At 60.9% G+C, this 22,958-nt stretch carries 21 protein-coding genes and 3 pseudogenes; 4 read left to right on the forward strand and 20 right to left on the reverse strand.

Translation table 11 applies throughout. The annotated features are described in order from the left end of the window. Positions 1-17: 17 nt before the first annotated feature. Positions 18-1,382: an LLM class flavin-dependent oxidoreductase gene (locus ABVQ20_RS30570; protein ID WP_354463401.1), complete on the reverse strand. Its 1,365-nt coding sequence runs from the start codon at positions 1,380-1,382 to the stop codon at positions 18-20. 35 nt (positions 1,383-1,417) lie between these two features. Beyond that, positions 1,418-1,975 carry an FMN reductase gene (msuE, locus tag ABVQ20_RS30575; RefSeq protein WP_354463402.1) on the reverse strand — a complete coding sequence of 186 codons (558 nt, stop codon included), beginning with the start codon at positions 1,973-1,975 and terminating at the stop codon, positions 1,418-1,420. Between the two features lie 604 nt (positions 1,976-2,579). Here msuE and ABVQ20_RS40545 point away from each other — a divergent pair. Continuing rightward, positions 2,580-3,082: pseudogene (locus ABVQ20_RS40545) on the forward strand (Ros/MucR family transcriptional regulator). A 555-nt stretch (positions 3,083-3,637) separates the two neighbouring features. Beyond that, entirely contained in the window at positions 3,638-3,829 is a 192-nt protein-coding gene (locus tag ABVQ20_RS30585; RefSeq protein WP_354463403.1) for a hypothetical protein, read from the forward strand. Between the two features lie 184 nt (positions 3,830-4,013). On the opposite strand, the gene curA is transcribed toward ABVQ20_RS30585, so the two are convergent. From curA to ABVQ20_RS30610, 5 genes and pseudogenes are all read right to left on the reverse strand, one after another. Beyond that, positions 4,014-5,033, reverse strand: coding sequence for an NADPH-dependent curcumin/dihydrocurcumin reductase (gene curA, locus ABVQ20_RS30590; RefSeq protein ID WP_354463404.1), 1,020 nt, complete (start codon positions 5,031-5,033; stop codon positions 4,014-4,016). A gap of 50 nt (positions 5,034-5,083) precedes the next feature. Further along, a complete protein-coding gene (locus ABVQ20_RS30595; RefSeq protein WP_354463405.1) occupies positions 5,084-6,166 on the reverse strand; it encodes an amino acid ABC transporter permease in 1,083 nt (360 codons plus the stop codon). Further along, positions 6,163-7,356 carry an amino acid ABC transporter permease gene (locus ABVQ20_RS30600; RefSeq protein WP_354463406.1) on the reverse strand — a complete coding sequence of 398 codons (1,194 nt, stop codon included), beginning with the start codon at positions 7,354-7,356 and terminating at the stop codon, positions 6,163-6,165. Before ABVQ20_RS30600 ends, ABVQ20_RS30595 begins: the two co-directional genes overlap by 4 nt. Positions 7,357-7,362: 6 nt before the next feature. Further along, a complete protein-coding gene (locus tag ABVQ20_RS30605; protein ID WP_435528458.1) occupies positions 7,363-8,385 on the reverse strand; it encodes an amino acid ABC transporter substrate-binding protein in 1,023 nt (340 codons plus the stop codon). A 442-nt stretch (positions 8,386-8,827) separates the two neighbouring features. Then, a pseudogene (locus tag ABVQ20_RS30610) lies at positions 8,828-9,264 on the reverse strand (2OG-Fe(II) oxygenase family protein); the annotation flags it as partial. Positions 9,265-9,346: 82 nt separating this feature from the next. Between ABVQ20_RS30610 and ABVQ20_RS40550 the strand changes: the two are divergent. Next, positions 9,347-10,129: an ATP-binding cassette domain-containing protein gene (locus ABVQ20_RS40550; RefSeq protein ID WP_435528459.1), complete on the forward strand. Its 783-nt coding sequence runs from the start codon at positions 9,347-9,349 to the stop codon at positions 10,127-10,129. Between the two features lie 709 nt (positions 10,130-10,838). Here ABVQ20_RS40550 and ABVQ20_RS30620 read toward each other — a convergent pair. From ABVQ20_RS30620 to ABVQ20_RS30635, 4 genes are all read right to left on the reverse strand, one after another. Continuing rightward, positions 10,839-11,117: a hypothetical protein gene (locus ABVQ20_RS30620; RefSeq protein WP_354463408.1), complete on the reverse strand. Its 279-nt coding sequence runs from the start codon at positions 11,115-11,117 to the stop codon at positions 10,839-10,841. Between the two features lie 572 nt (positions 11,118-11,689). Further along, positions 11,690-11,893: a hypothetical protein gene (locus ABVQ20_RS30625; RefSeq protein ID WP_354463409.1), complete on the reverse strand. Its 204-nt coding sequence runs from the start codon at positions 11,891-11,893 to the stop codon at positions 11,690-11,692. Positions 11,894-12,030: 137 nt separating this feature from the next. Further along, a complete protein-coding gene (locus ABVQ20_RS30630; RefSeq protein WP_354463410.1) occupies positions 12,031-12,153 on the reverse strand; it encodes a hypothetical protein in 123 nt (40 codons plus the stop codon). A 271-nt stretch (positions 12,154-12,424) separates the two neighbouring features. Further along, positions 12,425-12,652, reverse strand: a complete 228-nt coding sequence (locus tag ABVQ20_RS30635) for a hypothetical protein (RefSeq protein WP_354463477.1) — start codon at positions 12,650-12,652, stop codon at positions 12,425-12,427. Between ABVQ20_RS30635 and ABVQ20_RS30640 the strand changes: the two genes are divergently transcribed. Next, positions 12,558-14,213, forward strand: coding sequence for an MFS transporter (locus ABVQ20_RS30640; protein ID WP_435528452.1), 1,656 nt, complete (start codon positions 12,558-12,560; stop codon positions 14,211-14,213). The genes ABVQ20_RS30635 and ABVQ20_RS30640 overlap by 95 nt on opposite strands. 599 nt (positions 14,214-14,812) lie before the next feature. Here the strand turns inward: ABVQ20_RS30640 and ABVQ20_RS30645 are convergent. The 9 genes and pseudogenes from ABVQ20_RS30645 to ccoG form a co-directional block, all read right to left on the reverse strand. Continuing rightward, positions 14,813-15,346, reverse strand: a complete 534-nt coding sequence (locus ABVQ20_RS30645) for a GGDEF domain-containing protein (protein WP_354463412.1) — start codon at positions 15,344-15,346, stop codon at positions 14,813-14,815. A gap of 57 nt (positions 15,347-15,403) precedes the next feature. Next, positions 15,404-15,736, reverse strand: coding sequence for a hypothetical protein (locus ABVQ20_RS30650; RefSeq protein ID WP_354463413.1), 333 nt, complete (start codon positions 15,734-15,736; stop codon positions 15,404-15,406). A 206-nt stretch (positions 15,737-15,942) separates the two neighbouring features. Further along, entirely contained in the window at positions 15,943-17,124 is a 1,182-nt protein-coding gene (gene ubiM / locus ABVQ20_RS30655) for a 5-demethoxyubiquinol-8 5-hydroxylase UbiM (protein WP_354463414.1), read from the reverse strand. After that, entirely contained in the window at positions 17,124-17,528 is a 405-nt protein-coding gene (locus tag ABVQ20_RS30660) for a globin domain-containing protein (protein ID WP_354463415.1), read from the reverse strand. Before ABVQ20_RS30660 ends, ubiM begins: the two co-directional genes overlap by 1 nt. A gap of 40 nt (positions 17,529-17,568) precedes the next feature. After that, positions 17,569-18,006 (reverse strand): substrate-binding domain-containing protein, encoded by a 438-nt coding sequence (locus ABVQ20_RS30665; RefSeq protein ID WP_354463416.1) that lies wholly within the window; start codon positions 18,004-18,006, stop codon positions 17,569-17,571. Between the two features lie 303 nt (positions 18,007-18,309). Next, positions 18,310-18,459: pseudogene (gene ccoS, locus ABVQ20_RS30670) on the reverse strand (cbb3-type cytochrome oxidase assembly protein CcoS); the annotation flags it as partial. Then, positions 18,456-20,735 (reverse strand): cation-translocating P-type ATPase, encoded by a 2,280-nt coding sequence (locus tag ABVQ20_RS30675; protein WP_354463417.1) that lies wholly within the window; start codon positions 20,733-20,735, stop codon positions 18,456-18,458. The gene ABVQ20_RS30675 and the pseudogene ccoS, both read right to left, overlap by 4 nt. Then, positions 20,732-21,226 (reverse strand): FixH family protein, encoded by a 495-nt coding sequence (locus ABVQ20_RS30680; RefSeq protein WP_354463418.1) that lies wholly within the window; start codon positions 21,224-21,226, stop codon positions 20,732-20,734. The genes ABVQ20_RS30675 and ABVQ20_RS30680 overlap by 4 nt, the downstream gene beginning before the upstream one ends. After that, the gene (gene ccoG, locus ABVQ20_RS30685) at positions 21,223-22,782 is read right to left on the reverse strand and encodes a cytochrome c oxidase accessory protein CcoG (RefSeq protein ID WP_354463419.1); all 1,560 of its coding nucleotides are present in this window, start codon (positions 22,780-22,782) and stop codon (positions 21,223-21,225) included. Before ccoG ends, ABVQ20_RS30680 begins: the two co-directional genes overlap by 4 nt. Between the last annotated feature and the right edge of the window lie 176 nt (positions 22,783-22,958).

The following is a 22,958-nucleotide window of genomic DNA, read 5'->3' on the forward strand; positions in this document are numbered from 1 at the left end:
CTTTCGCTTCAAACGGGTCATTCGGCGGCGAGCACGGTCGAGCGCGCAACCGTCCACGGGTTCTCCGGCAGCCTGAGGCCGAGATTCTCGCGCAGCGTCCTGCCCTCATAGGCGGTGCGGAAAAGGCCACGGCGCTGCAGTTCGGGGATCACCAGGTCGACGAAATCGTCGAGCGCGCCGGGCAGCCATGGCGGCAGGATGTTGAAGCCGTCGGCGGCTTCGTTTGTGAACCATTCCTCCAGCTGATCGGCGACCTGGACGGCGCTGCCAATCACCGTGTAGTGGCCTCGGGCGGTTGCGACCCATTGATAGAGCTGGCGGATGGTGAAGTTGTGCTCGTCGGCGATCTGGCGGATCAGCGCCTGGCGGCTCTTCATGCCCTCCGTTTCCCTGCTCGGCGGCAGCGGCCCGTCGAGCGGATAGCCCCTGATGTCGAGCGTCTGGCCGGCAAGTGCATTGAGCAGCGCCACGCCATCCTCGGGCAGGATCAGGTCGTTCAATTGCTGGTATTTGGCGCGGGCCTCCTCTTCGGTGCGGCCGACGAACGGCGCTACGCCCGGCATGATCAGCACCTGATCGGGATCGCGGCCGACAGCAGCTACGCGCGCCTTGATGTCGCGGTAGAATTCCTGCGCGGAGGAAAGATTCTGATGCGCGGTGAAGATGACTTCGGCCGAGGCCGCCGCAAGCCCGCGCCCGTCCTCCGACTGCCCAGCCTGCACCACCACAGGATGACCCTGCACCGGGCGCGGCACGTTGAGCGGCCCCTTGACGCTGAAGTGCTCGCCCTTGTGGTCGATGTCGTGGAGCTTGTCCTTGTCGTAGAAGCGGCCCGTCTTCTTGTCGCGGATGAAGGCGTCGTCTTCCCAGCTGTCCCACAGCGCCTTGACCGTCTCGACATGCTCATGCGCCCGCGCATAGCGCTCGGCGTGGTTGGGTTGGACGTCGCGATTGAAGTTGCGCGCTGTCTCGTCGCCCGCCGAGGTCACGACATTCCAGCCCGCCCGGCCATTCGACAAAAGGTCGAGAGAAGCGAATTTACGGGCGAGCGTGTAAGGCTCCTCATAGGTGGTCGAGGCCGTGGCGATGAAGCCGAGATGGCTCGTCAGCGGGGCCAGCGCCGCAAACAGCGTCACCGGCTCGAAACCGGCGATCTTGCCATTGCCGCCCTCGCGGGCGCCGAGCCCGACCGTCAGATTGTCGGCGAGAAAATAGGCGTCGAACAGGCCGCGTTCGGCAGTCAGCGCGAGCTGCTTGTGAAACTCGAAATTGGTTGCGCCGTCGGCCGGCGCCTCGGGATGGCGCCAGGCGGCGACATGCTGGCCGCCACCAGGCAGAAAGGCGCCGAGTTTGATCTGTCTGGACTTGCCGGAGCTGGTCATAGGTGGGTCCTTTGTTCGAAACGGCTGCTTGGGAATTAGGCGGCGAGACTGACGGCGCGCGCCGCCCCGACGATGCGGGAAACCTCGGCGACCGCTTGCTGGGCGCGGGTGTGGATCGCTTCCGACACCAGGACGCCGTCGGCGAAGTCCTTGTCCGATGCGTAGATCGCGGTCGGCATTGTGAGTGCCTCGAAGAAGCCGAAGAGCGGCCGCAGCTGATGCTCGACGATCAGCGAATGGCGTTCGCCGCCGCCGGTCGCAGCAAGGATCACCGGCTTTCCGCGCAGCGATGACGGGGCGAGTAGATCGAACAAATGCTTGAAAAGCCCGGTATAACTCCCTTTGAAGGTCGGCGACCCGGCCACCAGCACATCGGCGCTGGCCAACTGTTCGATGATGGCGCGGGCCGCCGGATCGAGATCACCGAGGCGCCGTGCGGTTGGGAGCGACGGACCGAAATCTTCAATGTCGAATATCGCCGAGGTCGCCCCGATGCGGTTCGCCGTCTCGCCGGCGATGTGGCTGATGAATGCCTTGGTCTTCGACGGACGGGTCAGATTGCCAGATATTCCCACCACCAGCTTCTTCGACATGCCAGGCTCTCCTCGCAGATGTTTATTCATTAAGACTACCGATTTTGTAGAATTAAATGAGCGAGAAGATTTCAAAACTGGCGGAATAGGGGGATTGAGTTTGCGTCGTCGCGCCGTCCATTGGTTCAGCTGATGCGGGTTTTCGAGCGTTGGTGTCGTCACCGCAGGCGTCGAACACCGATCCTTTCCGGTTTAGACTGAGGGGTCCCGCGCGCGAGGAAATCCTCTCCGGCAATCACGGACCAATGTTAGTTCGGCTCGGCCTCGCTCCTCGCAGGATGCAGTTCTGGCGCATCCAGCCGTTGAACGGGGTCGCGCTAAGCATCGAGCGTCGAGCTGGCGATACCAGCCGCTGACGGACGGATAGCGTAGAGCGGCAGATTGCCGGCATTGTTGAAGGGCAGGAACGTCGCCGTTCGGAAATCGAAGTAGGACCCAATTTCCGACCAGCCATTTCCGCTCGGAAAGCTGCGCCTCGAGGATTGCCGCCGCTGGCACGGCGCCACTGGCCTCCGTGGAGGCGGGCGTTCTCCGGCCCCCATATCGGCGCAGCCGCCGCGGACGCGACCACATAAAGGAAGGGCGTACAGGCGGAAGCACCGAAATGTCCGCCGGCGGGACTAAGTCAGTTCGGTACTGGAAAAGTTCGTGGAGCGTGAATTCGGCATTGTCGAATATTGGCCCAGCGTCTCGTACCCCAGAGCCGGCCCCCAAGCCGGGAGTTAATCCTAAAAGGCCGGTGTTTCCGGACTACATCATCAGCCTTAAGGACGGGAGGCAATACAAGTCGCTTAAGCGCGATCTTGCGACCAGCCATGGGCTGACGCCTGATGAATATCGGTGGGTTTGGCGAAAGACTATCCCATGGTTGCGCCGAACTATTCGGCGACCCGATCGGCTTTGGCAAAGTCGCTTGGCTTGGGAAGGAAGGCGCCTCCAACCAAGAAACCTGTGGCGAAACGCAAAGGCGAAGGCCTGAGGTGCGGCCGCTGTCGCCTTCGGCATTCAACGCTACCCCGATGGGTGGCGTTGAGTTCCGTCGCGAACGTTACACGTGGATACGGCCGAGGTGGCGAGCCTCGCTGGCATAGGTCGACAGTGGCTTGATCCGAGATTTCACCAGCGACGATCAGGTTGACCCAGACATGCTGGATTGGAGTGTGTGGAAGCAGCCAGGCGGCGCTTCCTAAAAATGGGGTTCGGCGGCGTCTTGATCTGGACCGTAGCGGTCGCGGCTCTTCACTAGCGTGCTACGAAAACCGCCAAGGAAGTGGCTGCCATGCTGGCGAAGGCCGGTTTACCTCTGTCTCGGCGGTATGGTTGAGTACGAAAATCAAGGAGCGTGTCCACGCGATCGCTGCGATCCTTCCCCTTCTTTGACAGGAGCGATCGCATCCGTCCCAGCGCTCCCTTGCAAATCGTGTCCTGAGGCCATCTCGTCGGCGGGCTCGAGTGCGGCATCATGTCAGGGGGCCCCAGCCTCCAGGCGCGCGAGGAATGCCGAGACCTCGGCCCCGATGTCAGCCCGTTCAGTCACCGTGGGCGACGTCCTGGCTACTCCCCCGATGTCCCCGATTTAAATCAAATCCGTCTGTGGATATTGACGATTGCGCGACCCTCACCTCGTAGACGACTGACGCGGGCGGCTACTGAAAGGGTCACATGACAAGCGATTTTTCCGCCGCCCGAGTGCATTTAGATCGAGCGTATCATTACCTTCGTGGCGATGACCCGATGAGCCGGAGGGGACGCGAAGCCTTGGACCTGTTGATTGAGGCGGTTGCCGTCGAAGAGTTCAAGCAGCCACGCCAAAACGCCAAGGTGCTAAGGTTTCCGATTGGGCGCCGCTTTTGAGGCGATCTCCATGGCCGCATAGCGGCATTGGAAAAACACGGCCCGGATGCCCTTGCTTCGTGGTCTGCATACCTTGAAATTGACCGGCGATTGCCAGGATCCGTCATTGATGTGGTACGAGATTTCGCAATAGGACGCCGCCACAGAAATTGGCTCGGCAGCCCCACCCACCTTTGCGCGACAATTATCCCGCGACCCGCACGATGAGCTTGCCGAAATTCTTGCCCTCGAGAAGGCCAAGGAAGGCCTGTGGCGCGTTCTCTATTCCATCGACGATATCTTCCCTGTATCGAACGCGGCCGGACGCGATCCAGTCGGCCATGTCGCGGTAGAATGCCGGGCGCGGGTCGACGAATTCGCGCTGGATGAACCCCCTTATCGTCAGGCTGCGTTGGAGCACTTGCTGCATCAGCGTCGGCAGGCGGTCGATGCCGGAATCCGCGATGACATTGTATTGCGCTATCAACCCGCAGACCGGCACACGCGCAAATTCGTTTAGCAGGGGAAACACCGCATCCCAGACGGGACCGCCGACATTCTCGAAATAGATGTCGATGCCATCCGGGCAGGCTGCCTTCAACTGCCCGACAAAATCAGCGGCACGGTGATCGACGACCGCATCAAAGCCGAGTTCCTGACGCACAAAAGCGCACTTTTCGGCGCCGCCGGCGATGCCGACCGCACGTGCCCCCTTGATGCGCGCGATCTGGCCAACGGCCGACCCAACCGCGCCGCTCGTCGCCGCCACGACGACCGTCTCGCCAGGTCTTGGCTGCCCTATGGTGAGCAGACCGGCATAGGCGGTGAAGCCGGGCATGCCGAGCACGCCAAGTGCCGTGGTGACGGGTGCCGCCGCGGGGTCGAGCTTGCGCAGCCCAACACCGTCGGACAGCGCAAAACTCTGCCATCCCGAATGAGACAGGACGATATCCCCTTCCGCAAACTCCGGGTGGCGGGATTTGATGATGCGCGCAACGGTGCCGCCTTCCATCACAGCGTCGATCTCGACCGGCTTGGCGTAGGATTTGGCGGCGTTCATGCGTCCGCGCATATAGGGATCAAGCGACAGATAGAGGATCTGCAGCAGCAGTTCGCCCTCCCCCGGCTCGACAATTTCAACCGCTTCGATGCGGAAATCGCCGGGCTTCGGCCTCCCTTGCGGCCGCGCCGCGAGCACGACGCGAGTGTTTGTCTGGATTGGCACTGGGATACCTCGCTGCAAACGGATGTTGTACTCGAAAATCGCGTTGAGGTTCAGCGGCGCTCCGACCGACGCAGGTATTTCTCCAGCCACAGGCTGTAACGCGATCCACCGAAGCACAGCACGAAATAGATCAAGGCGGCGAACAGATAGGCCTCGTCGTAATAGCCGAGCCATTGCGGATCGGTCGCCGAGGATCGCGCGGCATTGAGCAGATCGAAAATACCGATGACGGCGAGCAGCGACGTCGCCAGCAGGAAACCGATCGCCAGATTAACCATGCCGGGAATGACCAGGCGCAGCGCCTGTGGCAGGACGACGAGCTGCATCATCCGCCAGTAGCCGAGGCCAAGAGCCGTCGCTGCTTCATACTGGCCTGCCGGGATCGCCTGGAGACCGGCGCGAACGACTTCGGCGACATAGGCCGACCAGAACAGCGTGATCATGATCATCGCCCGGACGTTCTTGTCGATCAATTGGCCACTGGGCATAGCCATGGGCAGGATGAGCATCGCCACATAGAGGATGGCCACCATTGGCGTGCCGCGCATCAGTTCTATGAAGGCGATCGCGAGCGTGCGCAGGCCACCCATGCTGGAACGCCGCGCCAGTGCCAGCAGGATCGCCAGCGGCATCGCCAGGCCGAAGCAGACCGACCAGACGAACAACGTCACCGCCAGTCCGCCCCATTGGTTTGAAGGAATGGCCGGAGGCGTCAGCGTGCCGGACATCAGGGTCCAACTGACGGCGATCACGACAGGCCAGGCGACGAGCAGTCCCTTGCGCCAGAATCGCGGTTGCGCGGTGATGACGAGCAGCCCCAGCAACAGCACCATGACGGCCAGCGGCCGCCATTGCAGCGCCGGCGGGTAGAAGGCGAACAGGATGAAACGGAATTTTGTTCCCACGAACGCCCAGCATGCACCCGATGCAGCCGCGCAATCGGCCGACGTTCCCGTCCACGTCGCGTCGAGAATGCCCCAGCGCAGCAGCGGCGGTATGATCCAACCTAGCAGCGCCACCGTGACGACGGTGATGGCAGAATTGAGCGGCGTGCCGAAAAGCCCGGTCTTCAGCGTCCGCAGTGTTACCGACGACCGCCATGTTCGCACGTCAAGAGCCTCGGCAATGGTCATATCCCAGCAGTTCCCCTGAGCGCGACGCGCCGGTTGTAGAGGTTCATGGCCGCCGAGACCGACAGGTTGATCGCCAGGTAGATGGCGATCAGCAGCGTCAGCGCTTCCAGCGACTGACCGGTCGTGTTGGCCGTGGTGTTGATGATGCTGACAAGGTCGGGGTAGCCGATGGCGACGGCAAGACTGGAATCCTTGGTCAGGTCCAGGTAGCTGGAGGTCGTCAACGGCGTGATGACACGCAACGCCTGCGGCAGCACGACGAGGCGCATGATCTGGCCGTTGTGCAGGCCAAGCGCCCTCGAGGCCTCCCACTGACCGCGATCGACCGACTGGATGCCGGCCCGCACGATCTCGGCGATTGCCGCCGAGAATTTTACCACCAGTCCAGTCAGGAGTGCCGCGAATTCCGGCGTCAGATTGTAGCCGCCACGGATGTTGAAGCCGGCCAGCACCGGTATCTCCCAGGCGGCGCCGGCGCCTGTCAACGGAAAGGCAAGCACGACGCCGCCAAGCAGGGCGACGGTTGCCAGGCCGAGCCGCCTGGCAGGCAAGCCGCAATGGCGCCGCGCCCACACAAGGAAAGCCAGATAGGCGATGGCGAGGCCGCCAAGCAGCCAGAGCGTTGGCGCCGACACATTGTGGAAGCCGAGCCCTGGAACGAACACGCCTCGGTTGGTGAGGAAGAAACTGTCGAAGGCCGAGAGCGCCTGGCGTGGCGACGGAAAGGATTTTGCCAGCGAGATCCAGAAGAACAACTGCAGCAGAAGCGGCGTGTTCCGGACGATCTCGACATACCAGCGCACCAGCCCGGCCAGCAGCAGATTGCCGGAGAGGCTGGCCACGCCAAGCGCGACGCCGAGGATGGTGGCCAGCACGCAGCCAAGTGCTGCCGCTTTCAACGTATTCAGAAGACCGGCGAGAATGGCAAGCGCATAGGGATCGCCCGCCTTGAAGGCGATCGGCGCCTCGCCGATCTCGAAATTCGCGGGACGGCCGAGGAAGTCGAAGCCCGGCGTGATGCCGATGCGCGTCATCGTCTCGGCCGTGTTGTGGCCGAGCAGCCAGAACAGCGCGATGACCGCCGCGATCGCGGCGACCTGCGTCAGCGGCCAGCTGCCCCACCACTGGGCGATCTTGCCGATTGTGCCGGGTCCGTCTGGACCCGGCATGGCTTCAACCGTCGAGGACATCGGTTCTCAGCGGAACGGCGGCGAATAGAGCAGACCGCCATTGGTCCACAAATTGTTATAGCCGCGCTCCCAGCCGAGCGGCTTCAGGTTGCGGTCGTAGATCTCGCCGTAATTGCCGACCGTCTTGATGATGTTGTAGGCGAATTTCGGATCGAGGCCGATGGCCTGGCCAAGCGACGGGTCGACGCCGAGAAAGCGCTGGATGGCCGGGTCTGGCGACTTGAGGAACTCGTCGACATTCTTGCTGGTGATGCCCCATTCCTCGGCCTGGATGGTTGCGTTGACCGTCCAGTTGACGATTTCCAGCCAGCGGTCGTCGCCGCCGGCGATCGCCGGTGCGAGCGGTTCCTTCGACAGCCGCTCGGGCAGGATGATGTAGTCGTCGGGCTTCTTCAGCTGGGTGCGCTTGCCGACGAGATCGGACGAATCCTGCGTGATGGCATCGACGCGCGACGTTTCCAGCGCGTTGGTGAATTCGCCGGTGTCCTCGATCGTTACGGGCGTGAATTTCTTGCCGGTCTTGCGGAAGAAGTCGGCGATGTTCAATTCGCCGGTGGTGCCGCTTTGAACGCCGATCGTGGCGCCGTCGAGGTCGGCCGCCTTGGTCACCCCGAGATCCTTGCGCACCAGAATACCCTGCCCGTCATAGAAAACCGTCGGCCCGAAATGGAAGCCCAGCTGGAAGGCGCGCGTGATCGTCACGGTGACGCCCGACAGCAGCACGTCGAATTCACCGGCCTGGAGCGCGGGCAGCCGCTGCTGCGGTGAGGAATTGGTGAACTCCACCTTGTCCGGATCGCCGAAGACGGTGATCGACAGGGCGCGACCGTAGTCGACGAAGAAACCCTGCCAGCGACCGTTGCTGTCCGGCGAGAAGAAGCCTTGGGTCGTGCCGACGCCGACCTTGATGGAGCCGCGCTGCTTGATCTTGTCGAGCGTCGGGCCGGCCTGGGTCGCGGTCGAGAACAATCCTGCCGCCACCACCAGCGTCGTCGCCAGTGCCGTCCTCCAACCGGCGCCAGGCCGCATTGCAATCGTCATGTCAGTCAACTCCTTAGGTTCATCGTTGTCAGCCGATCGCGGAACGTCCCCCGCTCTGTTCGACTGCCTCGAAGTTAACTCTATAATTTTTGTAGACTAAGAAACGGCAATCCAATTTTTTGCCCATCCGGAAAGCAGATTGCTTCCAAAATGCACATCGGCGGCGAATGCGAGCCGTCTTGTTTCCGAATGATTGAACCCTAGGAAAACGCCTTCCAGCGCCGCTGAGCAAGGGGCCGCCCGCCGGGCTCGAATGCGGCCCGGCCAAAAGAAGGTTAAAACCTTCAGAGGGGAACACCGTTCAGCCGAATGGGAGGAAACCGCTGAACGATTTTACCTGTTTGAGCTTATTTCAGGGCTTTGGCGACGAAAAACGTTCCAAAGAAAGCGCGAAATGGCAAAAATTCGTGCTCCGCATCGCCCGCAGGCCTCACGAGCGCGCGGCTCCGGTTTCGAGAAGATCGGCATAGTGGCGGCGTGCCACGTCCGGATGTGAACGCAGACGACTTTTCAGGACATTGGTGCCGACATCGCGGCAACGGGGTTGTCCGGATCGCTTGCCGGTCCGCGTGCCTCGGCCGCGAGTTCCTCCGGCAGACTGAGAAGCGGTATGGTCGTATCCGGCCGCGCGCTGAAGAAGAAAGGAACGGAAATCCGCTCGACGCCGGCAGGCGGTGTCACGACACGATGAACGGTGGCGCGCAGATAGCCATTCGAGGCCAGTTCGAGCAGTTCGCCAATGTTGACGACCAGCGTTCCGGGGAGCGGGTCCATGTTGACCCAGCCGCCATCATAGTCGACCTGTAGCCCCTTCTTGTCGTCTTGAAGCAGCAGGGTCAGGAAGCCCACATCCTTGTGCGCGCTGAGCGCTGCCGAACGGGGCAAACTCGTTCGCGACCATCTGCATCTCGTCGGCCTCGATCAATTCGCCAAAGCCTATCCCGCCCAATTGTCGGGCGGCATGGCGCAGCGTGCGGCGATCGCCCGCGCGCTCGTGACGAAGCCGCGCTTTCTGCTACTCGACGAGCTGCTGGGAGCCCTCGACGAGCTGACCCGGCTGCGCTTGCAGGACGAGCTTCAGCGGATCGTCCGGCACGACGGCACAACCGCCGTGCTCGTCACGCACGACGTCGATGAAGCAGTCTATCTCGGAGATCGGATCGTCATAATGCATCCCCATCCTGGGCGGATAGCCACGATTCTGCCCGTGACCGACGCAGTGTCTCGCGATCGCTCCGATCCGAATTTCATTCGGCTTCGCGACGACATCGGCAACCAGGTGGCCGAGCAAATCAAGCTTGAGCGTGCCGAAATCGCGGTCGAGGAAGCCCGCAAGGCAAAACTGCTGCTTTCGGTAGAGCTGGAGGACAAGGATAACAAGCTTGCCGAGCTGGAGGCGATGTTGAAGGCGCGCGAGAAGCTCACCGAAGCCCAGCAGCAACAGGCGGAATTCCTGAAAAAGCAGCGTACGCTTGACGATGAAAAGCGGGAGATGGCGCTGACCATCGAAAGGAAGGGAAGGATTGGACGCCGTTCACGTGAAGGCGAGCTCCGAAGCCGAAGACGGCCTCAAAATGAAGGTTGCGGAAAAGAAGAACAGATCGCCGGCAGGGCGCTGATGGTCTCGGAAGCGTTGCCTTCCTGCGTGGAAACCTTCGATCTTGTGGCGGAGTCTATGTCGTCCATCCCAAATGTGCGATCCCGATCGCCATTATGCTTCGACAATCCATGATCGAGCTGGCGAACTCCCGCCTGGCCCAGGACGGCCAGGCTACCAAATGGAGCAGGTTTACGGCTATCTGACCGGTCCGCGGTTCCGCCGCCGCGTCGAGGCGATCGTGGAGAAATTCTCCGACATGCAGTAGGACCTTGCCAAGGAACGCAAGGCCACGACACGCCTGTGGGCTAAGCAGGAGGCTCGAATACAAGGCGTAGTCGAGTCGACCGTCGGCATGAACTCGGCATGTATGGTGACTTGCAGGGTATCGCCGGAAAAGTGATGCAGGAGATTGAGGGGCTGGATGTGCTGGCGATTGAAGCCTCTTCGCCCGAAACCGAATAGGTGAACCGAATAGACTGGTTGTGGACGTGAGGTGGAGAATTTTTCGGATACCGCGACGCCGAAGATTTGTGATCGGCCAAGGGACTCAGCACGTTGGTCGAATTTCAACAATGCGAAGGCATCGTGGCTGCGAAGCGCATTTTCGCCGTACACACGTCGAACGGCCTACGCTCGGTACCCCAACTACGGGGCCTATAGCCCTCATGCCGGCTTCGAGGACTCTCCAGCATCGGCCATATTCGGATAGGCGTGAGCGAGACCGAGGCATCAGAAGGCACGCCCAAACGCTACCATGATGACGCGCCGTTGCCGAAGAGCGGTACCGTTACCTTCGTCACTATGCGGAACGCGGGGCGACCGCCGCTTCAGCCATAGGCCTTTAGATGTCATTCCCCATAGCGGAGTCGACCCCTCCCGACAAAAGCCTGACCTTTGCCAGTCTTCTACGGGCAAGCGTTCGCGCCAAAAGCTCAAAGCCGCGTCCGTAACATTCAACAATGAAAGCCAGCGTCATCAGATCGAGCAGAAAGTCATCGATCGCATGTCTGAGCGCGTCAGACCTTTCTTCAAGCTGATGCAGCAAGGTGCGCGCCTCTTCGATCGCGGCCCGGCAATCGTCTGCGTCTATTAGCGAATCCATCCTGTCAAAGATCTGCAAGCGTCCTCACTCTCCCCACACTCAGCGCATTGAACGCCGCTGGTCGGTGAGTTTTCAACGAAAGAAACATCGTCGCATCTCGCGAAAAGGCATCGCTCAGCAAAGTTCCCTTTGATGAAGCATGGTGCGTCAAACGACAAGCGAGAATCCGGGCTCCCACAACTATGCACCTTGGATGACGTGGTCGAAGGCGAGATGAACCCTGTGCAGCAGCTCTCGGCCGCAAAACTCTGGTTAGATTCCATCTTTGCTTCTTTGGCTGAACCTAATGCATCCCGCCGGCTGGCGAGATGAGCTTCACGATCGTTGATACGATCTGCTTGGCGTCCAATGTGAGTTCAGCCGGCTTTTGCGTTTATGTCGGAGCGCCGAAACCGACCGCTATGTCGGCAGCGCCGGGAGATGCCGGATTGGCTTTGGAAGCACGTATGGAAAGCCCCCCAGCCTAGCACCGAAGGTGGCATGAAGGGCCGGCCACAATGGGTGAAGGCGACCTGATCGGCCGTATCAGACACCTGCCAGGCGAACCGGACTTGCGCCACGCTTCGCTACTGGGGTTTTCTCGGCGAAAACTAGCGCGCCGATTGTTTCCTGGCATAGGTGGCGACGGCGCAGAGGAAAGCCAAAGCAGCGGTGTCACACGCCGTTCGAGACGGCCCTCTTGCGAACAGTACTGCATCCGCAATCGGGAGAGTCAGGCCATGCTTTTTGGCGAAGGAGGTGAGCTCGTAAGGCTGATCGTCATCTTGATTGCGAATACCAAGTTCGTAGTCCATCGATCATTTCCTCCCAGGTTTCCGACCACCCCCTCTTTGGGTCCAAAATGATTAGCTGCCTATGCCAGGTTCTTGTAAAGAGCATCTTCTTCGAAAACGCCCATACCAAATAGGTCCATTGCTCGCATGGCCAACTGCTACGCTTCAGCAGTGTCTGCGCGGATACCTCTTTCTTGGCAGATCCGATCATAGATCCGCTTCAGCAACGCGAGATCGTCAGGGTAGGCTATGCCGCATGCGGATTTTTCGGAATTGGTCATCGCTCCCTCCCTGTTTTAGCGCGGAAGCGCGACAATCGCTCTCAGCCGACCTTGTCACCGATGTAAAGAATGTACTCTCTTTTTTGGCCAAAGACATAGAAACAAATAAGGTCGCTCGAGGATTCATCGCGCCCTAGACTCCCGGATAATCTGGCACGCATGGGTCCGCTCCATTCCTCAGTGCCTCTGCGATCAGCCGGCTTTCTGCTGGCGTCGTCCAGGCATTGGTCAGCAAAACCGTCGATGTCCCGCTCAATGGCGCGTCGACCCGTTAAAAATTCCCGATCGGCAATGATCTCTCAATTCTATCAGCCGCCACGATCCAGTCTCTATCAGCCGCCATGATCCAGTCGAGATTACATGCGAGACACCGCTGCCAATAACGGAAAGCAAAGGCTCGCAAAATGAGTAGGGTGGCTGGATCAAATGAAGATTTGGCTGCACCAACGACCTTTGCGCCACTCATGCAGCCGACCTTTCGTTCGATCTGGCTCGCCACGCAGGTCTCGAGCCTCGGTTGGTTGATGCAGACTGTTGCCATCAGCTGGCTGATGGCAACGATTTCGTCTTCCGATCTGATGGTTGCGCTGGTCCAGGCCTCGTCGAACCTGCCCGCTTTCATTTTGTCTGTGTTCGCCGGGGTTCTCGCTGATAATTTCAGCCGTCGCCGGGTCATGTTCGCCGGCCGCTGCCTTATGGTGATAGCCTCTGCGATGCTGACCGCTGTTGTGGCGCTGGGCTTTGTCAGTCCGTGGATGATCCTCGGCTTCAGCTTTTTGATCGCATCTGGAGGCGCTCTCAACGATCCCGCTTGGCAAGCTTCGGTTGGCGATATGGTGGATCGGCGCGATGTCCCCGCAGCCGTTACCCTGCTCTCCGTCGGCTTCAACACTGTCCGGACCGTGGGCCCGGCACTCGGCGGCATCGTGGTTGCCTCTTTTGGCCTTCTCACCGCTTTTACCGTGACCACCCTCGCCTATCTGGTACCGCTAGTCACCATATGGCGCTGCAAGTGGAAGGTTCGCTCTTCGCCTCTCCCGCGCGAGTCGATGAGAACGGCAATCTATGATGGGCTGCGCTTCACGGCGATGTCATCGGAAATAAAGGCAGCGATCGCCCGCGGAACCCTCTTTGGCCTGGCGAGCATCGCCATACTCGCGCTGCTGCCGCTGGTTGTCCGCGATCATTTGGGAGGAGGGCCGCTCGCCTATGGCACGCTCATGGCCGGCTTTGGAACTGGCGCCGTCTTCGCCGGCATCTCCAACAGCACATTCAGACGGAGCTTGTCGCAAGAACGACTGATGAGGCTCTCCTGCGTCGCTTGCGCGGCATGCTCCCTGTCCCTGGCACTGACCTCTTCGATTACGGTGGCGGCAATCGCGCTTGCCTTGGGCGGCGCGGGTTGGGTCACCGCCTGGTCCGGGGTTGGCATAAGCGTGCAGCTGGCGAGCCCGCGCTGGGTCGTGGGCCGCACCATCTCGATCTACTATGCTTTGATAGATGGCGGCATCGCGGCCGGCAGCTGGTTGTGGGGCACGGTGACGCAGAACCATTCCCTGACCTTGGCGCTGGAGGGCTCCGCTGGAGCGCTGCTGCTCGTCGCTGCAGCCGGCGTGCTGTTTCCTCTCCGAGAACGTCGAGAATCTGAGCCGGATCCTTTGGAGGAATTCAACGCCCCGGCAGTCGCTCTCAATTTGAAGCCAAGAAGCGGCCCGATCTCGGTCAAGGTCGAATATCTGATACCCGAGAGAAATCTCGAGGCCTTCCTCGACCTTATGCGCGAGCGCCGGCACGTCCACAGCCGCGTCGGGGCTCGGAACTGGACGCTTCAGCGCAACCTTCAGAAGCCTATGCAATGGACAGAAACGTTCCGCACGCCGACCTGGACGGACTACCTTCGCCTCAACCATCGTCTCACGGAAGTAGACAAGGAACTGGACGAGCGTGTCTTCCAGTTGCATGCGGGAGAGTGCCCTCCTCAAATGACGCTTTCGATTGAGCGGCCGACGAGCTCCGCCCGCAAGCCCTATCAGTCAATCCTTCACATTCCCCGTCATTGAAGCCTGACCGTCACATATCTGGGCACCAGCGTTCGCTAAACGCATCGCGCTCAAATTGTTCGGGGCGGAGGCGGACCAACCACCGGGATTATTCAATGTCAGCGGCGAAGAAGAATAACAGGCTGCGAGCGCGATCGATCGGCCACACCTCGACGAGCATTGACAGCCAAACCGCCGCAAGTTGTCTATAAAACATGACTGCGAAGGACACATTCTCCGTCCGCATCGCTCAAAATCGCCGCATGGATCGTTTCTGGTCAGCTGGAGCGCTTAGCGACCTCAGTATTTGCTGCGCTCACCGAGCCAGACGGCCGGGCACAGGCAGTGGAGATGGGGTCGCGCCCAACACCATCAAGCTCGCACGAAATCCTGTGTTCGCCATATAAAGGCGAAGACCGATTCAATCCGGCAGGACCTAGCTTCTGCAGCATGCCGGAAGGCTTGGCGGGGATGCAAACTTTATTTGGGATGCATTTGTCGAACGTCGCGCGTCTTTTAAGCTACCCACCAGCTCGCGAATAGCACTGCCATGACGGTCACGACAATCCAAAACATGCATATCTGGTTGCTCCGGCTGGGGTCTTCATATTGCGACAATGCTAGCGCTCCCTTACGCACGTCCCGCCTTCATCCCGCACGATAAATCGCGCCACCAAGGCGACATGGCGGCGCTGCGGCCAGGCGAGATCACTGGCAGAAAGCGAATCCCCCGGTGAGGGAAAAAACAGCACGAATTCATCGCCGCCGATGCGGGCGAGCGTTGAGCCTTCCGGTGCTTCCTCCTCTATCCGGCGGGCGATCCTGACAAGCAGTTCATCACCGGTCCTGTGACCGTAGGTATCGTTGACGGATTTGAACCCGTCCAGATCGATCAGCATTGCAACGAAGGGGCCGTCTGCGGTCTCGAACCGAGCGATAGCGTGTTCGAGGCCACACCTGTTGAGAAGGGCCGTCAGGTGGTCCCGCCCGGAACTGGCCTCCATTTCGGCCGCAAGCCGCTCGGCTTCATGCCTCAGGCGGCTCGCTGCGCGGAAGCGCGCTTGTCCAACAAACGAAGCTCGAACCAGGCCGCCCAGGAAGAGCAGAACGGCGAAAGCAAGAACGTACCCTTCAAAGTTGCCTTTCGCCAGCAAGCACCCCGCTGTGATGAGGAGTGGGGGTGTGATGAAGTTGGTCGCTGCCGCGGCATATCAACTGCCGTATGTAACAGCACCAGCTGAGATGCCTGCCAGAATAATCAGATGCAGAGGTGCGTGCGGTTTCGTGTATCCAACCGTAAGGACGGCAAGGAAGGACAAGGCAAACCCTGCCAGAAGAGCAAGGATGCCAAACCAGCGAAGCCGCGGCGAAATCCCTGTCAGATCGTCCTGGCGTCCCGTTTGCTTTAGCTGGTAGCGGGCGAGTGCAAGGCGGCCGACATTTATCGCATTGACGACCAGGAACCAGATTGCGGCGCCAAAGCCGCCGCCGGAAAGGGCCTGCACCGTCAAAATAAGGCCTGATAGCATAGTGCTGATCGGCATTGACACGAAGGGACCGGCCCTCAGATCAGCAAGCTGATCCTGACGGATTCTGGCCTGGTGCGGTGGCTCGTATGCCTCCTCTCAACATTGCCGGCTGATCATTGAGGTCTTGCCCGCGCCACGCCTTGATCCGCATCATTCCGAGCATCGCCAACGACACATGGACGCAGCGTTGCTAACGGCAGGAGTCGAGACTGTCTGTGATTTCATCGCCTAAGCATGGCCGAAATGCCATGGCGGACAAAGGGAAGATATTGAACAAAGCGAAGCCCCGCATGTCTTGCAAGCCGTGCCGCCAAGTGCTCTCCTGAGTAGAGTCCGACAAGTAAATTCGTAGCATTATAGAGCGGTGCAGCCGACCGGCGCAGGCAGCTTTCGTATCCGTGGAGCATGTCGGGATCGGCAATGTCGCGCCGGTCGCGATATGCCGTCAGGATTCTATGGGCGAGTTGCTTCTGGCCACTGAGGCTGATGTTAAAGCCATGCGCAGTCACCGGGTGCATACCAATGGCAGCGTCGCCGATGAGTGCGGCGCTCGGTGCCCAGAACTTGTGCGCCCACGTCGTGACCAGCGGATAGCTATGGCGGTTGCTTGCCAAGGTCATTTCTCCGAGGCGCCCTCGACACCGGTTCGTCAATTCCCTCAGGAACAAATCGTCGTCCAAAGCAAGCAATCTATCGGCCTCGTTTAAGTGCAAAGTGAGAAGCAGCGACGACACGCCTTCCATGAGCGGCAACATCGCTATCGTCTGACGGTGATCGAACCATTCGACTGCGATCTGGTGATGGGCGCGCTCGTGCCTCACCCGGCAAATCAGCATCGCCTTGCCGAGCCGATTGATATCGGCGCCGATGCCGAGCAGGTCGCGCGTTGCCGACAAACGCGAATCCGCCGCAACGAGAAGCCGAGCGGTCAACCGCCTGCCATCAGAGAGCGTTATGACTGCTCCTTTATGGCTGGTTGCTGCATCGACGACCGAGTGGCCGCATATCAGCTGAGCATGATCCTGCAAGCGGATGATCTTGAACAGGACATCGCGGATGCGACAATTTGGGACCAGAAATCCGAGTGGTTCCCCAGATCCTCTGGGAGAATCGAAGCACAGAGCGAAAGGGCTCGATCCGTTGAGCACACGCGCGCCTTGCAGTGGTGATTTGTGCGAAGCGGGGATGGCATCCCAGGCGCCGAGCTCGCGAAGGATTCTGATCGAGGCGTGGGTCAGCGCGATCTCGCGACCGTCGAAAGCCGGATCCGCCAACCTTTCAAGGGGCTGCTGTTCAACAACTGCCACCTTCAGTTCGCTCTGCCCCAGCGACGCGGCGAAGGAAAGTCCGACCGGCCCGCCTCCGACGATAACGATGTCGAAACTGTCGTCGGAGCCGGCCATCAGCGTGCCGCCATCGCGTCGGTTATCTGCGTGAGATGCAGGTGGAGTCGAGCTGCAAACCGTGGACCGATTGCGCTGGGTTCCAGTGCCCGCCGCATCGCTTCAAGCCACTGCGCATGAACGTCCGCATAAATGGGCAACGACGGATGCAGTCTTATCAGGCACGGACGCAGCTGATCGCACCAGTCTTTGGGTCCGCCCAACCAGGCAGATAGCCAGCCGGCAAGCGAGATTCTCACGCCGCCGGTTCCTGACCGGTGAAGCAGGGACTGCAAGATACCGTGCTTGCCAAGCTGGACGTGCTGGGTGGGGATGGTCCGTGTCAGCACCATCTCCAGCCGCTCGCGCCAGAATTGCCCCTCCAGCGCGACATCAACGACCCGAACCGGCTTGAACTCGTTCATTGGAACGCATCCGTTCCTGCAATGAAGCGCATTGGCGTGCTCACGGCTTCGACGATGCCCGCACGACCAGTGAACACAGCCGACGCCTGACGCCGCTCAGCTTCCCTTCGGCGATTGTCTCCAGCACGCTGTCACCAGCCTCGTGTCCGAGCGCGCTCAGGTTCACATCGATGCTGGTCAGCTGCGGTCGCGCCGCAAGCACCATCACATCCCAGTTGTCAAATCCGACGATGGCGACGTCGGCAGGTATTGCCAGGCCAATCTCGCGCAGCGTGTTGCACGCGCCGCCGGTGATCTGATCGTTGCCGCAGAAGATCGCGTTCGGCGTTTGCGGTCCCGAGAACAATCTGGCCGCCGCGTCGCGCCCCAACGCCTCGGCTGACTTTTGGCTTTGGCCATTCTTCGTGTTGGTCTTGATCCAGACCGGTCGCCGAGGTGTTCGGCGGCGCGATCCATTGAAGGAGCCGACCACTACCATGAAAAAATCCAAAACCCGCCAAGACGCTGGTAGTGACGACTAAACTGTCCGTTAGACATGCGTTCTCCTTTGAAAGGCTAGTCGACGAAACCACGCCGATGAGGAGATAACCTTGATCTGGATCAGCCAGACACGACAAATCCGAGCGACGCAGTCCTTCGAGCGACAGGGGCTTTTCACAAATCTACGTCAAGCGCGGCTTAGCTAAGCCAGCTGTGGAGCCTCTGTAGGTTGTTCCCGAGCAAGCCGACTCGGCTGACGACCGGCATCCGCACGGTCGTCGGCACAGCGATCTGGGTCAGATTCCGGCTTGTCGTCCAGGTCGATGAGGATGCGCTCGGCGGCCCCGTGAAGATCCTCATATTGACCACTCCTCAAGGCCCACAGAAAGCCGGACAGCCCCAGCGCGCCAAGGAACAGAGCTGCTGGTATGAGGTAGACGAGCGTCGTCATGACGGCTGCACCGATGCGCGAATGCCCGAACGCGTTGCCGAGGGAGCCCTCGTCACCTCGGCGAGCACAAAACCCTGCAGGCGCAACGCATTTCCGATGACAAGCAGCGACGAAGCAGACATGGCAATCGCCGCGATCAGCGGCGTGACCTGCCCCAGAATGGCGATCGGCACGGCGACAGCGTTGTAGACGATCGCGATCGCGATGTTCTGGCGGATCAGCCGTCCGGCCTTCCGTGAGACGTCCAGGGCAAGGGGTACGGCCAAAAGGCTTTCGCGCAGGAAGACGAAGTCCGCGGCGTTGCGGCCAATGTCGGCGGCGGTGGCCGGAGCGATCGAGACGTGCGCTGCGCCCAGCGCAGGCGTATCGTTGAGCCCGTCGCCAACCATTAGAACCTTGTGGCCGGCTCTCGCCAGCGTTTCGATGCACTCGACTTTGTCCGAAGGAAGCAGCGCCGGAACGAAGTCGTCGATACCCAACGTTGCCGCGACTTCGCCACAGGCGCCCGCGGTATCGCCGGACAGCATCTCCACGGACACCCGGGCATCGTTCAACTGCACAATGGCCGCCCTGGCATCGGCACGCAGCGCATCCTCGAAAACGAAGGACGCGACAATGATCCCGTCTTTCGTCAGAACCGTCCCGCCAAATTTGCTTTCGCCACCGGTTCGAGCCTTGCATCCAGCCCATCCGCGCCGGCCCAGTCGCCAAGTGCTGCCCGCGGCTGTGGCTTCGATCCCGAAGCCCGGGTGCTCGCTGACGGATTCGAGTTTCGGCTGACCGGCAAAGCCCGCCAAGCCGGCTATGGCTCTTGAGAACGGGTGGCGGGAGTGCGCGGCCATATCGGCTGCTATTGCCAGCATCGCCGGATCGATAGATGACGCGTTGACCAGCCGGGGCTGTCCGAGCGTAACCGTTCCGGTCTTGTCGAATATCGCCGTATCGATTGCCGCCAGGCGCTCCATGGCGGAACCATCCTTGACCATGATGCCATTTTCGAACAGCCGGCGCGCGGCGACCACCTGCACGATCGGCACGGCGAGGCCGAGCGCACATGGGCATGTGATGATGAGAACGGCGATGGCGATCGTTATTGCCCTGTGCCAGTCGCCGGTTGCGGCCATCCAGCCAAGGAACGTCACGAAGGCGGTCAGATGAACCACAGGAGCATAGAGCGCCGAAACCCGGTCGGCGATCCGGCGATAATGCGCCCGGCCGCCCTCGGCGGCCTCCATCAGGCGAACCATTTCGGCCAGGAACGAATCTTTCGCGGCCGCTGTCGCCTGGACCGTCAGCGGACCGGTAAGGTTGAGCACGCCGGCCTGCACGGGCTCGCCTGGCGCCACGGTTCTGGGTGTGCTCTCTCCGGAAGCCAGGGAACAGTCGAGATCCGAAGAGCCTTGTATGATCTTGCCGTCGACAGGAATCCTTTCGCCGGCCGCGATCAGCAGATGCATGCCCGGTTCGATCTCGTCAACCGGCAGGTAATCGCGCGAACCATCCGCGCGCAGCACCATGGCGCCACGCGCGGCCAGCTGTGACAGGCCTTTCACCGCGGCCCGGGCACGCTCCCGCATCACATGATCCAGTGTGCGGCCGATCAACAGGAAGAACAGCAAGGATACCGACGCGTCGAAATAGGCGTGGTCGCCATGGTTGATGGTCTCGTAGAGGCTCATGCCGTAGGCGAGCGAGACGCCGACGGCGATCGGCACGTCCATGTTCATGCGGCCGTGACGCAGCGCATTCCAGGCCGAACGGAAGAAGATGCCGCCGGCGCAGGCAAGCGCGGGGACGGCGATCAGCGCCGAGACCCAATGGAACAGGTCGCGGGTCGCGCCTTCGGCGCCTGACCAGACCGACACCGAAAGCAGCATGATGTTGCCGGCCGCAAAGCCGGCAACCGCGACGGCGCGGATCAGCTCTGAAAGCGTCCTGTCCTTTTCATCGATCTCGGCAGCGAACAGGTGCGCCTGGTAGCCGAGCCGCCCAAGCGCGGCGACGAACGGCGGAACCTCGTCGCCACGCCACTGGATCGCAACGCGTTTGGTCGACAGGTTGACACGTGCGCCCTCGACATTGTCGAGCTTTCCCAACACCGTCTCGATCGTCTGGATACAGGCCGCGCAACGAACAGTCGGTACTGAAAGATTGATCTGGCGAGTGTTGTCGCCAAGCGAGCGGCTGACCAATTTGATTTCCTGATTCGACGGATGGACGGATGCGACCTTGTCCAGAGCCAGCGCCATTTCGGCGCCCGGCGCACAGCAGCTCATTGCAGCGCTCCTTTGGAAATCATGATCCGACGGACGTCGCGATAGGGTTGCGTAAGGCCGGCATCGGCGTCGACTTCGACGATCCAGACGCCATCTCTTGGGGTGTGCTGCGCAGCAAATTGGCCCGCCGCGAGAGTTAAGATGACGGACTTGTCCTCGGCCTCATAGGCGGGATGACGAAACAGCACCTTGACGGCATGCAAGGAAACCGGCTTGCTGGCGGCATCGCTGAGGCTGTAGCGGACTTCACCCCTTTCTATCGTCAATTTGCCCGTCCAGCCGAGTGCAGCCTGCGCGCGCCCTTCCTTTGCCTTTCGGTTGAATTGCTGGCTGGCCACATATGTGTTTTCGACGACAAGGCCGGTCCAGCTTGTGTTGGCGAGTGTCGCCATGGTCAGATTGACCGCGATGACCACCCCGAAAAAGGCAAGGATGATGGCCAGCATGTGCCTGCCGGTGAATTCGCGGGATTTTTGGGTTCTAGCTTTCATCTGGCGGTCTCCGGTGCGTTGAAGGTGGCGATGTACTCGTCCGACTCGAAACTCGCCTTGTCCTCGACACGGAACGTGAAGGTTTGCGCTGTGCCGTGGATCTGTTCCGCCGGCTGGCGCACGAAGACTTTCAGCATCTTCAGCCGGTCGGGCTCGACCGGAATGGCGAAAGAACGGCCTGCCGGGATTTCGGCGCCGACCACGCTCATTTCGGCCCCTTGCAAACCTTGCATCGTGACGACGATCGTCCTTGGCTCGGGGATCATGTTGAGTAGCTTGACTGTGTAGCCGTTGCGGATCGAACCGTCGGACAGCGTGACGAATTGCGGATTGCGGTCATGCAGCACGTTGACTTCGAGCCGGTCGCGCGTCAGCAGCGAATAGAGCAGCGCGAGCCCGACCGCCGTCCACGCGCCCATGTAGATGAAGGTTCGCGGCCGGAAGATCTTGCTGACATGGAAATGGGCCAATCTGTCGGAGAACTTGCCGTCAGCCGTCCTGACCAGGGAGGGGCTAGCCGCGCAGGAGCCGCCGGCGGTGGCCACCGCCATGTTGGCATTGTAATCGGATAGCGTCGCATAGGAGATCAGCCCGCGCTCCTTGCCGAGCTTGTCCATGACGCCGTTGCAGGCGTCAATGCAAAGTGCGCAGGTGATGCATTCGAGCTGCTGGCTGTCGCGAATATCGATGCCCATCGGGCAGACCGCGACACAGGCATTGCAGTCGACGCAATCTCCCACCGGCCGGCCGGCGGCCTGGACCTTCTTGGCGTGACGCGAACGAGGTTCGCCGCGCCAGTCATTGTAGGTCACCGTGAGCGAAGTCTCGTCAAGCATGGCCGCCTGGATGCGCGGCCACGGGCACATATAGGTGCAGACCTGCTCGCGCATCAGCCCGCCGAACGTATAGGTCGTCGCTGTCAGCACGGCGACGGTGATGTAGGCGACGGGTGCCGCAGTGCCGGTGAAAAGCTCGCCAACCAGCGTCGGCGCATCGGCGAAATAGAAGATCCAGGCACCACCGGTCGCCGCACCTATGACCAACCACATGGCGTGCTTCGATACCCGCAGCACGAGCTTGCGAGCGGTCCAGGGCCCGGCATCGAGCTTCATACGCGCGTTGCGGTCGCCCTCGATGGCCCGCTCGACGACCAGAAATAGATCGACCCATACGGTCTGCGGGCATGTATATCCGCACCAGGCACGGCCAACCGTGGAGGTGACCAGGAAAAGACCGACGCCGGCCATGACCAGAAGGCCGGCCACATAGTAGAATTCCTGCGGCCAGATCTCGATGAAGAAGAAATAGAAGCGTCGGTTGGCAAGATCGAGCAGCACGGCCTGATCAGGCGCGAACGGCCCTCGATCCCAGCGCAGCCAAGGCGTCAGGTAGTAAATGCCGAGCGTGATTGCCATCACCAGCCATTTGAATCGGCGAAAGCTGCCGGAGGCGCGCTTGGGGAAGATCTTCTTGCGCGGGGTATAAAGCGGCTGACGGGCCTTGGCGGAGTTGACCGATTCGGCTTCGAGCCGTTCTATTTGCGTGTTATCAACCACGAGAAGCTCCAGTCACCAGCGACGATTTCCCGGCGGAAGCCCGACCGATCGGTTCTGGCTGGCGGCCACGTTGAGCACGCTTTGCCGCATGGTGAACTGCACCGCGTTGATGCAAGTCATTCGCCGGACGCCGGAATGGTGTCGAGGCCCGGCGTGCGCCGGGCCTCGTCGCTTGG

The organism is Mesorhizobium shangrilense (assembly GCF_040537815.1).
Classification (GTDB): domain Bacteria; phylum Pseudomonadota; class Alphaproteobacteria; order Rhizobiales; family Rhizobiaceae; genus Mesorhizobium; species Mesorhizobium shangrilense.

Bases quoted from the DNA above. Each gene is read 5' to 3' on its own strand.
- ABVQ20_RS30585 (WP_354463403.1), top strand. From the start codon at position 3,638: ATGACAAGCGATTTTTCCGCCGCCCGAGTGCATTTAGATCGAGCGTAT.
- ABVQ20_RS30640 (WP_435528452.1), top strand. From the start codon at position 12,558: ATGAGTAGGGTGGCTGGATCAAATGAAGATTTGGCTGCACCAACGACC.
- ABVQ20_RS30605 (WP_435528458.1), bottom strand. From the start codon at position 8,385: ATGCGGCCTGGCGCCGGTTGGAGGACGGCACTGGCGACGACGCTGGTG.
- ABVQ20_RS30665 (WP_354463416.1), bottom strand. From the start codon at position 18,006: ATGGTAGTGGTCGGCTCCTTCAATGGATCGCGCCGCCGAACACCTCGG.
- ABVQ20_RS30570 (WP_354463401.1), bottom strand. From the start codon at position 1,382: ATGACCAGCTCCGGCAAGTCCAGACAGATCAAACTCGGCGCCTTTCTG.
- ABVQ20_RS30650 (WP_354463413.1), bottom strand. From the start codon at position 15,736: ATGCCGATCAGCACTATGCTATCAGGCCTTATTTTGACGGTGCAGGCC.
- ABVQ20_RS30595 (WP_354463405.1), bottom strand. From the start codon at position 6,166: ATGACCATTGCCGAGGCTCTTGACGTGCGAACATGGCGGTCGTCGGTA.
- msuE (WP_354463402.1), bottom strand. From the start codon at position 1,975: ATGTCGAAGAAGCTGGTGGTGGGAATATCTGGCAATCTGACCCGTCCG.
- ABVQ20_RS30680 (WP_354463418.1), bottom strand. From the start codon at position 21,226: ATGAAAGCTAGAACCCAAAAATCCCGCGAATTCACCGGCAGGCACATG.
- ABVQ20_RS30660 (WP_354463415.1), bottom strand. From the start codon at position 17,528: ATGAACGAGTTCAAGCCGGTTCGGGTCGTTGATGTCGCGCTGGAGGGG.
- ABVQ20_RS30600 (WP_354463406.1), bottom strand. From the start codon at position 7,356: ATGTCCTCGACGGTTGAAGCCATGCCGGGTCCAGACGGACCCGGCACA.
- ABVQ20_RS30675 (WP_354463417.1), bottom strand. From the start codon at position 20,735: ATGAGCTGCTGTGCGCCGGGCGCCGAAATGGCGCTGGCTCTGGACAAG.
- ABVQ20_RS30630 (WP_354463410.1), bottom strand. From the start codon at position 12,153: ATGACCAATTCCGAAAAATCCGCATGCGGCATAGCCTACCCTGACGAT.
- ubiM (WP_354463414.1), bottom strand. From the start codon at position 17,124: ATGGCCGGCTCCGACGACAGTTTCGACATCGTTATCGTCGGAGGCGGG.
- ABVQ20_RS30625 (WP_354463409.1), bottom strand. From the start codon at position 11,893: ATGGACTACGAACTTGGTATTCGCAATCAAGATGACGATCAGCCTTAC.